Origin of the sequence: Nocardia sp. NPDC051463 (assembly GCF_040681975.1) — a bacterium.
Classification (GTDB): domain Bacteria; phylum Actinomycetota; class Actinomycetes; order Mycobacteriales; family Mycobacteriaceae; genus Nocardia.
The window spans coordinates 79,068-93,605 of record NZ_JBFBAB010000026.1 but is presented as its reverse complement, the minus strand read 5'-3'; the positions used below and the strand labels follow the sequence as shown (position 1 = coordinate 93,605).

Sequence of the window (14,538 nt, the reverse complement as noted above, 5' to 3'; positions counted from 1 at the left end):
GTATGGAGCGCAATCGGCGTTCGTTGGCCGTCGCAGTACTGGTCAGCTTGCTCGCATCGACCGGCTGTGGCAGCGCAGACGACCAACCACAACGGATGAAAATCGAGGTCATCGGCACCCGTCCGCACGATCCTTCGGCGTTCACCCAAGGCCTCGACATCGACAGCAACGTGCTCTACGAAGGCACCGGTAAGCCGGGCGCGTCGAGTATCCGCGCGACCGATCTGACCACCGGGGCCGAACTGGCGCGCGTCGATCTGCCCGAGCCGTACTTCGGCGAGGGCGTGTCGCCTGCCGCAGGCACCCTCTGGCAGATCACCTGGAAGGACGGGGTCGCCTTCGCCAGAGATCCACGGACACTGGCCGAACGCGGCCGCGTGTCCTACAACGGCGAGGGCTGGGGCATCTGCACCCGCGCGGGCAAGCTGGTCATGAGCGACGGCACCGGCACACTCACCTTTCGCGACGCGGTCACCTTCGCAGCGACCGGCACCGTCACCCTCACCGGCCGTCGCAACGCCCACCTGAACGAACTCGATTGCGCCGCCGACGGTTCGGTGTACGCCAACGACTACCCCACCGACACGATCCTGCGCATCGATCCCGAGACCGGCCGCGTACTGGCCGAAATCGATGCCCGCGGCCTGCTCACACCCACCACTCGCGCCCGCACCGATGTGCTCAACGGAATCGCTCACCTCCCGGGCACCGACCGCTTCCTGCTCACCGGCAAGTACTGGCCGACCATGTTCGAGGTCCGATTCGTGCCCGCTTGAACACAGCAGGCTCCCAATCGTGTTGCCACGCAACGACGGGTTCGTGAGTGCACGGGTGAATCGCCGGGTATGCCTGGAGCTCAGTCGAGCATTGGGCCTCTGGCCCGGGCCAACACACTTCCCACACCGGGCGTCCGGCCTGAGACGCGACGAGACCGATGAGTCAGAATTGATGCGTGAATACTCCCCGCGATCCCTCCGGCCCTGACCATGGTCCGCGGGAAGGCGAGGAGGCTCCGCCGATCGAACGGCACCCCGGTTTCGACCGATATCCGCCGCCCAACGAACCTGCGCCTCGACGGCCGCTACCGCCACTGGGTCCCGAGCACGGGCGCCGCCGACCGCCCGCCGCCGACCACCCGCCGGAATTCGATACCCGACGACTACCCGAAACCCGGCCCGAACCGGCCGACACCGCGGAGTCCGACACACGCCGCATGCCGGATTCGCACGATCAATCCGCCCCTGACATGCGCAAACAGCCACTACATCGACCCGAGCCCGGCGAGTACGCCGAGCCGGACAGCACCGCCGCGACCGGGCCCGACGAGCAACGAGTCCCCCGCAAGCTGACCGTCACCAGGGTCGCCGCGATGCGTGGCCAGGAACTGACCATGCGCGGTATCGCCTCCTTCCAGCGCGCGGCGAAGGCCGACGGCGCGGACAAGTCGGGCCTCACCGCGCTGACCTACGCCACCATGGCGAACTTCGCCCTCGACGCGGCCATCGCGGTTGCCCTCGCCAACACGCTGTTCTTCGCGAGCGCGAGCGCGGAGAGCAAGTCGAAGGTCGCGCTGTATCTGCTGATCACCATCGCGCCGTTCGCGGTGATCGCACCACTCATCGGACCGCTGCTCGACCGCCTGCAGCGCGGACGCAGGCTCGCGCTCGCCTCCTCGTTCGCCCTGCGCGCAGTGGTCACCGTGGCGCTGATCGTGGCTTTCGACACCTGGGCGCTCTATCCGCTCGCCCTGTGCATGATGGTCGGAAGCAAATCGTTCTCGGTGCTCAAGAGCGCGGTGACGCCACGCGTGCTGCCGCCGGATATCGATCTGGTGCGCACCAACTCTCGGCTCACCGTATTCGGTCTGGTCGGCGGCACCATCGGTGCCGGCGCTATCGCCGCACTCGCCGCCGCGATAGCGAGTTCGACGGGCGCACTGATTTTCGCGACCGCGATCGCCGTCGCGGGCGCCTATCTGAGCCTGCGCATCCCGCGCTGGGTCGAAGTCACCGAGGGTGAGGTCCCCGCGACCCTCAGCTACCACGCCAACACCGAGGTGCTCGATCCGAAGAAGGAAGCCACCGTCCCGCCGCGCAAGCGCAGGCAGCCACTCGGCCGATCGGTCGTCACCGGACTCTGGGGCAACAGCGCCATCCGGGTGCTGACCGGGTTCCTTACCTTCTATGTGGCCTTCGTCGCCAAGGCGACCGAGCACGGTGGTGTCCAGCAGGCGGCCGTGCTCGGTGTGGTCGGCGTTGCCGCGGCCATCGGTAACTTCACCGGCAACGCCACCGGCGCCCGCCTCAAACTCGGCAAGCCCTCCCTGATCGTGCTCGGCTGCACCGCGGCGTGCACCCTCATCGCGCTGTTCGCGGTGTTTGCGAACAATCTGCTCGGCGCGGCGCTCGCGACGCTCGTCGCGGCCGGCGCGAGCGCGCTGGCGAAGGTCTCGCTGGACGCCTCGATCCAGGACGACCTGCCACCGGAGTCGATCGCCTCCGGCTTCGGCCGGTCGGAGACCGTGCTGCAGCTCAGCTGGGTCGTCGGCGGCGCGGCCGGTGTGCTGCTGCCGACCGACTATTGGAAGGGTTTCGCGGTGGTGTCGGCGATACTCGTGGTCGGACTGGTCCAGACCTTCGTCAGCTTTCGAGGTCACTCCCTGCTACCAGGTCTCGGTGGCAACCGGCCGCAGCATGCCGAGCAGGAAATTGCCCACGCTCGACCGCATGCTCCCGAGGCAGGCAGACAACGCGGTGGCGACACCCAACGCATCCACCAACGAGGGATAGGAGATCCCATCTAGTGAGCGAGCGCAGCGAGCGAGCCATAAACACAGCGGCCCCGCTCACCACGGAGCCCAGCCTCAGCGAGGCGCAGTCGTGAGTGAGCGCGGCGAGCGAGCCACGAACACAGCAGCCCCGCTGACGACGGAGCCCTGCGTCGGCGAGGCGCAGTCGTGACAAAGCCAGGGACCCGCACCATCATCGTGCTCGGCGCAGCCGCCGCACTGGTGTTCGTCGTCGCCTTCGTCGGCGTACTCGCGGTGCTGGTCCGCAACGCCCCCGAGCGCGAGCCCGAGATCACCGCCTACGCACACGGCACCGCCATCACAGTGCGGCCGTACGGCTACTGCACACCGTTGATGCGGGACTGCCGAATCCTGCCGGAGCGCGGCGGAAACGCCGATGTGGGCTCGATCTTCTCCCGGCTGCCCTGTGGTGAGTCGACGCCGGATTGCCAGACCGGCAAGACGGTCCATCTGGAGGTGCCTGCGGGGTATCCGCTGCAGATGTCGCTGCCCAGGAGGATCGCGGATGCGCCGTGGATCGCCCGACTGGTGTACATGCTGCCCAACGGCGACACCGTAGACCGCATCGTCAGCCGCAACGACTATCCCAAGGGTGCGCTCAATCTGACCATCGACTCGAAGCCGGAGCCGGAGCTGCGCCTGATCGGCGTCGAGATGCAGCTACCCATCCTCGCCAAAGACGAGACGGGCCAAGAGTTCTACCTTCCGCACGCCGCCTGGTCGATCAGCACGCTGTAGAAACCACTGCGCGGGACCCCCTGTGCCACCACCGGTTTCGCGAGGTGGCCGACTCGCCGGGCGCATTCGCGTCCCGGCGAGTCGGCACCCTCAGTGATCCAGTTCGCGCGCGACAGCGCGGACGACCTCGGAAATACGTTGCGCGGTCTTGCGATCCGGGTACTTGCCCTTGCGCAGGTCCGGCTGCACCTTGGCCTCGAGCAGGGTGATCATGTCCTCGACCATCCCGTGCAGTTCGTCCGGCGTGTGCTTACGGACGGCCGGCTCGCGGTGTGCGCCACGCTCACGCTCTTGGCCCTGACGGACCGACGGCGGCGCCTCGAGCACCTTCAGGCTCAGTGCCTGCGGCCCGCGACGCCCTGCGGCCATGCCGAATTCGACACGCTGGCCGGGCTTGAGCGATTCGATGCCCTCGGGCAGCGCTGAGGAACGGACATAGACGTCCTCACCCTCGTCCTGGGAAAGGAAGCCGAAGCCCTTTTCGACGTCGTACCACTTAACCCTGCCGGTCGGCACTGCCATCACCCGTTCGTCATCGAAACTCGGCCCCCATCGGACCGAGCACACCCGTCTGCCCAGGATCTACCGCGCGAAGCATCGCGAGAGAGATCCTGTCAGTTTGCGAAAAGAACGCGCCCCACAGCATGCAGGACGCGACAGTCATCGAGTCTACCCCGGTGCCAATAACGCAAGCACATCAGTTTTACGGTCTTCGAGTGACGAACCCATCCGCGCCACCGCCTTCGAGTGGGTCCGGGCGCCGCTCGAGCGACCGGCTGTTGTACCTCGCACTCGGCCTCTTCGCGATCGGCTTGCTGGCGATTGTCGCGATTTTTCTGACGCCGATTGTCAGCGACGCCACGCCGGGGCTCTGGCTATACCTGATCGCCATGCTCGCGCCGCTCGGATTCTTGGTCGGCGTGGGGTACGCGTTGTGGTCCGGTCGTCGCTCCCGCTGACGCGAACCCGGTTACCCGAGCCGGCCGTTACCAAATCATCAGTGTGATCCTCGTCACATAACGAGGAGGTCACAGAGTGGTGACGGCCCCCTATCGGCTGGTTCACACCACTTCTAAGCTGCGCGAAAGCTTCGGGGCCACACCGAGACCGCTCCGAGACCCGTCCGCACACGCCGGTTACCAAATAGTGATTTTTCGCGGCGATCGTCGTACCGTCTTATCCAGCCGGGACACCCGGCAACCACCGGCCCGCCGCACCAAGCCTCACCCCGCGGGTACCGGACCCCGACGGAAATAGGGGTGAGGGCGGACGGACGACCTCTCAGTCCGGGCCACGTGCAGGTGCGTAGGAGAGGCAGAAGAACCCGATATGAGTGGACGCCATCGCAAGCCAACCTCCACCGGGCGCACTGTTGCCAAGGTCGCCGTCACCGGCGCCATCATCGGTACCGCCGGTGTAGCCCTTGCCGGCAACGCCGCTGCGGCACCGGACTCCGACTGGGATCGTCTCGCGCAGTGCGAGGCAGGCGGCAACTGGGGTATCAACACCGGCAACGGTTTTCAGGGCGGACTGCAGTTCTCGCCGAGCACCTGGAGCGCGCACGGAGGCGGCGAGTACGCCGCGACCGCCAACCAGGCCAGCCGCGAACAGCAAATCGTTGTCGCCGAAAAGGTCCTCGCCAGCCAGGGCTGGGGCGCTTGGCCCTCCTGCTCGTCCAACCTCGGCCTGAGCAGCGCACCGTCCGTGCGCACCGCGCCGAAGTCGCCGGACGCCGCGCCGCGCTGGCAGCCCGCCGAGCAGACCCCGCTCGAGGTGCAGCCGGCAGACAGCTCGCAGCAAGTCTTCTCCGCGGTCGACCGCGCCGTCGCCGTTGTTCAGGCGCAGGGCGTGCAGATCCCGCAGGAAGCCCTCGACTTCCTCAGTGGCGCCAAGGCGAGCAACATGAAGCTCGATCCGAACGTCATCAACTTCTTCGAAGCCAACAAGGGACTGCTCCCCTCCTGAGCTTCGGTCACAATCTCGTTCACGAAAAAGGTCCCCGCATCAACGACGATGCGGGGACCTTTTCGTATCCGCGGGCCTTCCGCCCATGATCAGCGGTTGATCACCGTGTTCGGGTGCATGTACGGCAGCTGATCGGCCGGAACCGGAAACTCGGTGTCCTCACCGTAGGGCGAGAGGCCACCGGAACGAGCCGACGAGAGCTCGGTAACCGCATGGTCACCTTCGGCCACCGTGGGCCAGCCATTGTCGACGTAGGGTTTCTTCGATTTGTTCACCACCGGCCCATGCTAACCCGGCGCTATAGCTCCGAGGCCATACAGGTCGGGTGCCGAAATGCATAGTCCTGCCCCGACGAGCAACTGCGCTGCACCGTAGGCTGGACTCGATGACCGCGACCGACTCCTTGGCCGGATGGCTCGGCGCCCGCAGTGATGCCCAGCTCGTGGCCTTGCTCGAACTCCGGCCCGATCTGGCCGTGCCACTGCCCTCGTCGATGGCGGTGCTTGCCGCGCGCGCCGAGCAACGTGCGTCGGTGCTGCGCGCCACCGACGATTTGACCACCCTCGAGTTCGCGATCGTGGAAACTCTTGCCGTGCACGGCGTCACCCGCTCCGATCGGGCGGCCACCCCGCTATCGCGCGGCGCGCTGCACGTGCAGCTGAGCGAACGCGTGAGCGCGGCCGCACTCGATACCGCACTGGAGCGTTTGACCGACCGCGCGCTCGTCTGGGCCGACGGCGAGGACCTGCATTTGGTGCCCGCGGCCGCCGAGGCGCTGCCGTGGCCCATCGGCAGCACCACCGAGATCCCGGATGCGCTCACCGAACCCGAGGTGGTTGCCGCTCTCGCGCAGATCGCACCCGCCGAGCGGGCACTGCTGGACAAACTTGCCACCACCGGCCCGCGTGGGCGCAGCAGGGACGCGGCGCCCGGCACACCGGCGGACCGCCCGATCCAGCAGTTGCTGACGCGCAGACTGTTGCACTGGATCGACGAGGAGACCGTCGAACTGCCGGTGACCGTCGGCCAGGTGCTGCGGCGTGAACCGGTGACCCACCCGCATGCCCTCACGCCACCACAGCCGCGGCCGAGCAAACAGGCTCCCTCGGACATCAACGCGGTCGCGGCGGGCGAAGTGGGAGAGTTGTTGCGGCACTGCGCCGACGTGCTGGAAGCGCTCGGCCAGGCACCGGCTCCGGCATTGCGGGCCGGCGGGCTCGGGGTGCGGGAATTGCGTCGCATCGCCAAACAGACCGGAGTCGACGAAGCCCGAGCCGGGTTGCTCGTCGAACTGCTCGCGGCGGCGAAGCTGGTCGAGAAGGGCCTACCGGATCCGCCACCGGAATTCGACTCCACCGATGATTTCTGGGCGCCGACGTCTGCCGCCGACAGCTGGCGCGAGGCCCCACTCGCCCGACGCTGGGTCACCCTCGCGCTGGCCTGGCTCGACCTGGACCGGATGCCATGGATGATCGGGATGCGCGACGCCAACGACAAGCCACTGGCAGCGCTGGCGATCGAGCTGCGCACCCCGCACGCGCCCCGAGATCGGCGCGCGATACTGAATCTGCTCGGCGAATATCCCTCCGGCACTGCACTCGACCCCGCCGATATCGGCAAGATCATGGCGTGGCGGCAACCGCGCTGGCGCAGGCACTTTCGCTCGGAGGCGGTCGAGAACACGCTACGGGAAGCGGCGGCGCTCGGCTTCGTCGGCCGTGGCGGGCTCGGCTCGCCGGCCAGGGCGCTCCTACACGGCGCGCCGACCAGCGCGGCCGATGCCGAGGCTGCCATGGAGTCGGCATTGCCTGCCCCTGTCGACCACGTGCTGGTGCAGGCCGATCTGACAGTCATCGCACCCGGCCCGCTGACGGCGGATCTACAGCAGCAGATCGCGTTGGTCGCCGACGTCGAATCGGCGGGCGCGGCAACCGTGTACCGGATCGGCGAGACCTCGGTGCGGCGCGCGCTGGACGCGGGTATGACGGCGGCCGAACTGCATACACTGTTCACGTTGCACTCCCGCACGCCGATTCCGCAGGCGCTGACCTATCTGATCGACGATGTGGCCAGGCGGCACGGGCAGCTGCGGGCCGGGATGGCCCAGTCGTTCGTGCGCAGCGACGACCCCGCACTACTTGCGCAGGTCCTTGCCGCACCCGTGGCGGCCACACTGGCGCTGCGCGCGATCGCCCCTACGGTCGCCATTGCGCAGGCCCCCTTGGGCGAGCTGCTCGAGCAGCTACGCGCGGCCGGATTCGCGCCCGCGGGGGAGGACTCGGCGGGCACCATCGTCGATCTGCGGCCACGCGGCGCACGCATCATGATCCGGCCGAATGCGCGCCAGCCCTATCGGCCGACCCCACCGAGCACCGAACAGCTGACGTTGCTTGTCGCCGAACTGCGCGCGGGCGAGCGCGCCGCGAGCGCCCGCAACGGGCAGGCGGTGCGCCCCGATGGCACCCGAACCAGTACCGCCGCGACTCTTGCGCTGCTGCAATTGGCGGCGCGAGTGCGGCGGTCGGTCAATATCGGCTATGTCGATGCGTCGGGCATCGCGACCCAGCGCGTTGTCGAGCCGTTGAAAGTGGGCAACGGCCAACTCGATGCGCTGGACCCAGTCACCGGCGCGGTCCGGCACTTCACCTTGCACCGGATCGCATCGGTGGCTCTACTGGAATGAGCGGTTCGGCGCCTGCTCAGGCCTTCGGCCTGCCGAGGCAGAAAGTCGTCTTGGGGTCGGAGACGGTCAGGAATTTATCCGATTCGGCGCCACAGAGCAGTTCGTCGACCTGTCCGTCGATCCGCTGAATAACCCGGAAATTGGCCTCGTTGGATGCGCAATCCGCGTACTGGTATCCGGTGAGGTTGTTGTCGGCGTAGCAGCTGCCCTGCTTGAAATTCGGCGCGAGGCACAGGAACGCGGTGGTGCCGCCGTTCAAGGTCTCCTCGTAGGAGGTGTAATCCTCCGCGCAGTCGGTCTTCGTATCGTAGGACTGCACAATCTTGTACACGGCCTTACCCGACGAGCAATCGACCGGCTCGGTCTTCGAGTCGACGGCCGAGCCTTTGATGACATTGATGCAATCACCAACCTTGGCTTTTGCCGTGTCGGACTTGCTCGCATCCTTGATCGCCGAACAACCGGTCACCGCGACCGCGACCGCGGCCACTGCCAGGAGAGCAAGCACAATTCGTGCCAGCAGCCTCGTGCCTGGGATCTTCACCTGAAACCTCTCTCACCGAACGCGTTCACGGTAGTCGTGAACGCGGTGAGGATACCCTCACGGTCGCCGGAACCGCATCTGCACTTCGGACGATCTTCGGCGTGCCCGGTCTATGGGCAGAGGCGGTCAGCGCATGCCGAGGCTGTACATTCCCAACATCGAGTAGCCAAGGATGGAGGGCAGCAGGCGGCCGAGGAACTGAATCCCAAAAAAGTCCACTATCAATGCCTTTCGCAGTTCGCCCACACCGTGGGCGGTCAAGCAATCCGAGCTCTGTTTCGCTCGAAGAGGCTGGATCGTTACGCTTGGAAAGTATGACCCTCGCGGAGGTTGCCGTCGACTTGTACGGACTCGCCCCAGGTGAGTTCGTTGCCGCCAGGGCCGATCGGGTCAAAGCCGCCAAGGACGCGGGCGATAAAGAACTCGCCGCGGCCATCGGCAGATTACGCAAACCGACGGTCACGGCCTGGACGGTGAACCTCCTGGCCCGCACGCTTCCAGCGGAGGTCGCCGCGCTGCTGCAGCTCGGCGCCGCGCTGCGCACCGCGCAGCGCGAATTATCCACTGACCAGCTACGCAGCCTCACCGCACAGCGCCAACAGGTTGTGCGCGCCCTCACGGAACGGGCGGGGGCGCTGGCCGCCGATCACGGCCATCCGGTCGGTGCGGGGGTGCTGCGCGAGGTGGGTCAGACGCTGGTCGCGGCACTCGCCGATGCCGACGTCGCCGAACAGGTCCGCACCGCAACCCTGACCACCGCTGCGACCTACGAAGGATTCGGCCCGGCAGGCCCGGCGCTCACCGCGGTCGCCGACACCGCCGCGCCACCCGAGCCCGCGGACACCAGATCCGCGGACACCGCACACCAGAAACTCGATGAAGCACTCGAAGAACTCGAATCTGCGCGCACGGCAAGGGATTCAGCGCAATCAGCCCGTGATGCAGCGGCAAATCTACTGGCCGAGAGCAAATCTCGCCTCGTCACCCTGCGGGAGGAACTGGCCCACGCCGAACAGCAGAAGCAGTTCGCCCGCACCGCGGACCGCGCCGCGCAGGATCAATTGCGTTCGGCGCAAAAGCAACTCGATCGCGCGCAACGCTGGGTGGACAAGGCTCATGAGCGCATCGACTCATGATGGCGCGCCCTCAGCCGCACAGCGATCCCGGGAAGAGATACTCGTCGGCAGGCACCGCCGCCTGGTCGAGCCAGGATCCGAAGAACCCGCTCAGATCGGTGCTGGATTTCGACTGTAGGAAAGCGCGGAAGTCCGACATGGACGCATTGCCGTAGGCATGGGCGACATTGAATTCCCGAACGGCGGCGAAGAATATGTCGTCGCCGAGCTGTTTACGCAGTGCGTGCAGGAACAACGGGCCACGGTAATAGACGGAGCTGAATTCGTGTCCGACCCCAGGGTTCGCCAGCGGAATGTCCCAGAACTCCTGCATGTCACGGTACTTCTGGATGGTGTCGCGGTAATCGGCGTCGACGTCCGCCCCTTCCATTCGCTCCGGCCACAGATAATCGGCGGTATAACTGGCGAAGCATTCGTTCAGGCAGATGTCGGACCATTGCCGCACCGATACCGAATCGCCCCACCACTGATGGGTGATTTCGTGCACCACGGTTCGCAGGTCGGTCCACGGCGCGTAAATCGGCCTGGTTTGGGTTTCCAGCGAGAACTCCAGCTCGCTATCGACGTAGATGCCACCCGCGGCCTCGAACGGGTAAGGACCGTACAGCGATTCGACGAAGTCCAGGATCTCGGGCAACCGCTGTTCCTCCGCCCTGTTGTCCTGCGCATCCGGGGCGAAGGCGCTCAGCAGCGGCGTGCCGTTGGCGCGACGCTGCTCGAGGTAGGTGAATCGATCGATGGCGACGGTGGTCAGATAGCCGAGCACCGGTTGATGTGACTGCCAGGTAACCGCCCGCTCGGTGCCGATGACCGCGTCCTGTGTCCGAACGCCGTTGGAGACGACTTCCCATTCCGCGGGGACGGTCGCGTGCAGAGCAAAGGTGGCCTTGTCCAGCGGTGTGTCGTTGAGCGGGTACCAGGTGGTGGCGGAATGCGGTTCACCCGCGACGAAGGCGCCGCCGCTCGGCGCGAGGGTCCAGCCCTCCCCGGTGACGTCCTCGGCGGGACCCGCGTAGTCGACTGTCACGGTGAACGGCAGACCGGGCAACAACGGCAGCAGTGGTGTCACGGTCAGCTCGTGCTCACCGTTGCGGTCGAAGGCGGCGGGCAGGCTGTTCACCGACACCATCCGCACCTCGGGACCATCGAAGTCGAGGTTGAACACCCGCAGCGGTTGGGTGGCGATCGCGTCGATCCGGGTTGTCGCGGCCAGTTGCCTACTCGGCGGGTCGTAGTCGAGGGTGACGTCGTAGTGGCGGGCGTCGTAGCCGCCGTTACCGTCCATCGGGTAGTACGGATCGCCGAGGCCGGGTGCACCGATCAGTGGATCCGCGTTCGCGGGCGCCGCGGCGACGGTCACCAGCACACCGGCCACCGCGGCACACAACATGCCGGACAACCTCATGCGACCACCACCCCTTTCCGCCACCCCTGCGTCCCGGTACCGCAGTACCGACCTTGGTGGATGGTAGTCGCCTCAGTCGGCAGTACCGGTGAGCGCGACCGACGCGCCGAGACCGAAGATCATCATGCCGCCCGCGCCACCGACTGCCTCCAGCCGCCGCGGCGACCGTGCGAACCACGAGCGCGCCGAGGCCGCGAGCATGCCCCAGGCACTATCGGAGACCAAGGCGATGCCGAGGAAAATGGCGCCGAGGATCAGGAACTGCAACGGCATCGCGCCCGCCTCCGGGTCCGCGAATTGCGGGAGCACCGCCGAGAAGAAGACGATCGACTTCGGATTGGTCAACCCGACGAGCGCACCCTGCCGGAAGACCCTGGTATCGGACGACCTGTCGACCCGTGCGCCCAATGCCTCCCGCAACGCCTTGCGCTGTCGGAACGCCTGGACCCCGAGATACATCAAATACAGCGCGCCGGCGACTTTCACCACGGTGAGTGCGAGCGCGGAGGTCGCCACGAGGGCGCCGAGACCGACGGCGACGAACAGCAACGCGACGAAAACTCCCGCCGCGTGCCCGAGCACCGAGACGAAGGCGGCCCTGCGGCCGAGCGCGAGCGCCCGACCGATCGTGAACAGGACGCCGGGCCCGGGAATGATGATGATCAACAGCGATGCGGCACAGAACGCCAGCAGATGAGTTGTGGGCACCATCTTCCGAGTCTAGGCGTCCGCGCAATCCGAATTCCGGAACATCACAGGTCAACTCATGCGCCGAGATCGTCGGGCAATTGGTGCGGGTCGAGCAGCAGGCGCTTGGCCGGGGCGCGGCGCACCTTATCGGCGAGCGCGAGATTGTCGGTCAGCAGGCGCCACTCGACCTCGCTGATCGCGGCGCGAGCCCGTTCGATGACCTCGCCGTCGCGAGTGCCCCACGCAATCGGCATCGCGCTGACCGACTGCCACCGCTCGCCGACCTGCCGTGGCGCGCGATCGGTGCGCACCGCCACCGACGGCACCCGTTCACCCGCACGCTTCTCATGACCTGGCAGGTCGCGCACCTTCCTGATCACCAGGGCATAGACCGGAGCAGTCGCCTCCGATCTCGACACGTCGACCAGCGCGAGCAGCACTACCCCGCTGGGATGGGTTTCGGAGACCACCGCGGGGACAAGTTCTCCATCTGCGTACAGCTTCTCGATGCCGGCCCGGCGCGGCGTCCACAGCGCAACCCAGAGTGCGGTCACGGCTCCGAGTGCGAAGGCGACGGCGAGCAGGTAGGCCCATGGATGATTCAGCCAGATCAGGTAGGCAGTGGCCGTCGCGGCGATGATCGCGGCCGCGACGGCCATGATGCGCAGTCGACGTAGGTCGGCGAAGACCTCGTTGACCGCGTGGGCATGCCCGCGGTCGACCGCGAATTCGAAGCGTCGCACGTCCTCATTCCTAACACACGTTGCGGAGAATTCGCCTCCGCTTAACCGATGGCCGGCCCCAGCAAGTCGTCGGCATCCGTAATGCGATACGCGTACCCCTGTTCGGCGAGAAAGCGCTGGCGATGCGCGGCATATTCGGCGTCCAGCGTGTCACGCGCGACGACCGAATAGAAGTGGGCTTGGCCACCGTCGTGTTTCGGTCGCAACAGCCGACCGAGCCGCTGGGCTTCTTCCTGACGCGAACCGAATGTTCCCGAAACCTGCACCGCGACCGATGCTTCCGGCAGATCAATGGAGAAATTTGCGACCTTGCTCACTACGAGAACCGGGATGTCGCCGCGCCGGAATGCCTCGAAAAGCTCTTCGCGCTCTTTGGTTTTCGTCGAACCCTGGATCACCGGCGCATTCAATGCGACGCCCAATTCGTCGAGCTGATCCAAGTACGCGCCGATCACCAATGTCGGCGCGTCCTTGTGATTGGCCAGGATCGACTCCACCACAGCGATTTTCGTGCGAGCGGTCGAACACAGCTTGTACCGCTCCTCGGGCTCCGCGGTGGCATAGGACATCCGCTCGGCGTCGGTCAGCGTCACCCTGACCTCCACGCAGTCGGCGGGAGCGATCCAGCCCTGCGCTTCGATGTCCTTCCAGGGTGCGTCGTAGCGCTTCGGACCGATCAGCGAGAACACATCGCCTTCACGACCGTCCTCGCGCACCAGGGTCGCGGTCAGGCCGAGCCTGCGGCGCGACTGCAAGTCGGCGGTCATCCGGAAGACCGGAGCGGGCAGCAGGTGCACCTCGTCGTAGATGACCAGGCCCCAATCGCGGCTGTCGAACAGCTCGAGATGCTTGTATTCGCCCTTGGTTCGGCGGGTGATCACCTGATATGTCGCGATGGTGACCGGCCTGACCTCCTTGCGTTCACCGGAGTACTCGCCGATCTCGTCCTCGGTCAGCGAGGTCCGCGCGAGCAGTTCCCTGCGCCATTGCCTGCCTGCCACGGTGTTGGTGACGAGGATCAGCGTCGTCGCCTTCGCTTTGGCCATCGCCGCAGCGCCGACCATCGTCTTGCCCGCGCCACAGGGCAGCACCACGACACCCGAGCCGCCTGCCCAGAAGGAATCGGCTGCCATCTCCTGGTAGTCGCGCAGGTGCCAGGCGCCGCCGGTGTAGTCCAGGTCGATCTGATGGGCTTCGCCGTCGACATAGCCCGCCAGATCCTCCGCGGGCCAGCCGATCTTGAGCAGCATCTGCTTGATCCGACCGCGCTCGGACGGATGCACCACCACCGTGTCGTCGTCGAGGCGGGCGCCGAGCATCGGCGCGATCTTCTTGTGCCGCAGCACTTCCTCGAGCACCGCCCGATCCAGGCTGATCAGGACCAGCCCGTGTGCCGGGTGTTTCATCAGTTGCAACCGCCCGTATCTGGCCATCGTGTCGACGATGTCCACCAGCAGGGGCTGCGGCACCGCATACCGCGAGAAACTGACGAGGGCGTCCACCACCTGCTCGGCATCGTGCCCGGCGGCCCGCGCATTCCACAGCGCCAGCGGCGTCACCCGATAGGTGTGCACATGCTCCGGTGCCCGCTCCAACTCCGCGAACGGCGCGATGGACTGCCGCGCCGCATCGGCCATCTCGTGGTCGACCTCCAGCAGCAGCGTCTTGTCACTCTGAACGATCAGCGGACCGTCGGTCACGGTGCCTCCTAGTTTGGCTCCGGACCATTCTCCCTGAACCCACCGACAGCTCGGCGGGCGGAACGGTCGGGGTCACATGTCCAGCGGCCTCGAACTGGACCGAGACGAGCGGTGGGTCCGTCGGC

The 14,538-nt window shown here is 66.6% G+C and carries 14 protein-coding genes; 7 read left to right on the top strand and 7 right to left on the bottom strand.

What is annotated here, in order from left to right; all coding sequences use genetic code 11:
• The first annotated feature begins 2 nt into the window (after positions 1-2).
• From AB0M74_RS27595 to AB0M74_RS27585, 3 genes are all read left to right on the top strand, one after another.
• A complete protein-coding gene (locus tag AB0M74_RS27595; RefSeq protein ID WP_366529203.1) occupies positions 3-776 on the top strand; it encodes a glutaminyl-peptide cyclotransferase in 774 nt (257 codons plus the stop codon).
• 176 nt (positions 777-952) lie between these two features.
• Complete coding sequence (locus AB0M74_RS27590; RefSeq protein ID WP_366529202.1) at positions 953-2,803, top strand: MFS transporter; 1,851 nt, start codon at positions 953-955, stop codon at positions 2,801-2,803.
• Positions 2,804-2,956: 153 nt separating this feature from the next.
• Positions 2,957-3,547, top strand: a complete 591-nt coding sequence (locus tag AB0M74_RS27585) for a DUF2771 domain-containing protein (protein ID WP_366529201.1) — start codon at positions 2,957-2,959, stop codon at positions 3,545-3,547.
• A gap of 90 nt (positions 3,548-3,637) precedes the next feature.
• On the opposite strand, the gene AB0M74_RS27580 is transcribed toward AB0M74_RS27585, so the two are convergent.
• Positions 3,638-4,063: a cold-shock protein gene (locus tag AB0M74_RS27580; protein WP_328412716.1), complete on the bottom strand. Its 426-nt coding sequence runs from the start codon at positions 4,061-4,063 to the stop codon at positions 3,638-3,640.
• A gap of 200 nt (positions 4,064-4,263) precedes the next feature.
• Here AB0M74_RS27580 and AB0M74_RS27575 point away from each other — a divergent pair, with 200 nt between their 5' ends.
• Both AB0M74_RS27575 and AB0M74_RS27570 read left to right on the top strand, forming a co-directional pair.
• Positions 4,264-4,506: a hypothetical protein gene (locus AB0M74_RS27575; protein WP_366529200.1), complete on the top strand. Its 243-nt coding sequence runs from the start codon at positions 4,264-4,266 to the stop codon at positions 4,504-4,506.
• Between the two features lie 370 nt (positions 4,507-4,876).
• The gene (locus AB0M74_RS27570) at positions 4,877-5,512 is read left to right on the top strand and encodes a transglycosylase family protein (RefSeq protein WP_366529199.1); all 636 of its coding nucleotides are present in this window, start codon (positions 4,877-4,879) and stop codon (positions 5,510-5,512) included.
• A gap of 89 nt (positions 5,513-5,601) precedes the next feature.
• Here AB0M74_RS27570 and AB0M74_RS27565 read toward each other — a convergent pair whose 3' ends face one another.
• On the bottom strand, positions 5,602-5,790 hold the full coding sequence (locus tag AB0M74_RS27565; protein ID WP_366529198.1) for a hypothetical protein: 189 nt from the start codon (positions 5,788-5,790) through the stop codon (positions 5,602-5,604).
• Positions 5,791-5,897: 107 nt separating this feature from the next.
• On the opposite strand from AB0M74_RS27565, the gene AB0M74_RS27560 reads away from it, so the two are divergent.
• Positions 5,898-8,195 carry a helicase-associated domain-containing protein gene (locus tag AB0M74_RS27560; protein WP_366529197.1) on the top strand — a complete coding sequence of 766 codons (2,298 nt, stop codon included), beginning with the start codon at positions 5,898-5,900 and terminating at the stop codon, positions 8,193-8,195.
• 16 nt (positions 8,196-8,211) lie between these two features.
• Here the strand turns inward: AB0M74_RS27560 and AB0M74_RS27555 are convergent, their stop codons facing one another.
• Positions 8,212-8,739 carry a hypothetical protein gene (locus AB0M74_RS27555; protein ID WP_366529196.1) on the bottom strand — a complete coding sequence of 176 codons (528 nt, stop codon included), beginning with the start codon at positions 8,737-8,739 and terminating at the stop codon, positions 8,212-8,214.
• A gap of 314 nt (positions 8,740-9,053) precedes the next feature.
• On the opposite strand from AB0M74_RS27555, the gene AB0M74_RS27550 reads away from it, so the two are divergent.
• Positions 9,054-9,875, top strand: a complete 822-nt coding sequence (locus tag AB0M74_RS27550; RefSeq protein WP_366529195.1) for a hypothetical protein — start codon at positions 9,054-9,056, stop codon at positions 9,873-9,875.
• A gap of 10 nt (positions 9,876-9,885) precedes the next feature.
• Here AB0M74_RS27550 and AB0M74_RS27545 read toward each other — a convergent pair whose 3' ends face one another.
• The 4 genes from AB0M74_RS27545 to AB0M74_RS27530 form a co-directional block, all read right to left on the bottom strand.
• Positions 9,886-11,280, bottom strand: coding sequence for a M1 family metallopeptidase (locus AB0M74_RS27545; protein WP_366529194.1), 1,395 nt, complete (start codon positions 11,278-11,280; stop codon positions 9,886-9,888).
• A 72-nt stretch (positions 11,281-11,352) separates the two neighbouring features.
• On the bottom strand, positions 11,353-11,991 hold the full coding sequence (locus tag AB0M74_RS27540) for a LysE family translocator (protein ID WP_366529193.1): 639 nt from the start codon (positions 11,989-11,991) through the stop codon (positions 11,353-11,355).
• Between the two features lie 53 nt (positions 11,992-12,044).
• On the bottom strand, positions 12,045-12,713 hold the full coding sequence (locus AB0M74_RS27535; protein WP_366529192.1) for a DUF3239 domain-containing protein: 669 nt from the start codon (positions 12,711-12,713) through the stop codon (positions 12,045-12,047).
• Between the two features lie 41 nt (positions 12,714-12,754).
• A complete protein-coding gene (locus AB0M74_RS27530) occupies positions 12,755-14,413 on the bottom strand; it encodes a DNA repair helicase XPB (RefSeq protein ID WP_366529191.1) in 1,659 nt (552 codons plus the stop codon).
• Positions 14,414-14,538: the final 125 nt, after the last annotated feature.

Bases quoted from the DNA above. Each gene is read 5' to 3' on its own strand.
- AB0M74_RS27595 (WP_366529203.1), top strand. From the start codon at position 3: ATGGAGCGCAATCGGCGTTCGTTGGCCGTCGCAGTACTGGTCAGCTTG.
- AB0M74_RS27570 (WP_366529199.1), top strand. From the start codon at position 4,877: ATGAGTGGACGCCATCGCAAGCCAACCTCCACCGGGCGCACTGTTGCC.
- AB0M74_RS27560 (WP_366529197.1), top strand. From the start codon at position 5,898: ATGACCGCGACCGACTCCTTGGCCGGATGGCTCGGCGCCCGCAGTGAT.
- AB0M74_RS27550 (WP_366529195.1), top strand. From the start codon at position 9,054: ATGACCCTCGCGGAGGTTGCCGTCGACTTGTACGGACTCGCCCCAGGT.
- AB0M74_RS27545 (WP_366529194.1), bottom strand. From the start codon at position 11,280: ATGAGGTTGTCCGGCATGTTGTGTGCCGCGGTGGCCGGTGTGCTGGTG.
- AB0M74_RS27540 (WP_366529193.1), bottom strand. From the start codon at position 11,991: ATGGTGCCCACAACTCATCTGCTGGCGTTCTGTGCCGCATCGCTGTTG.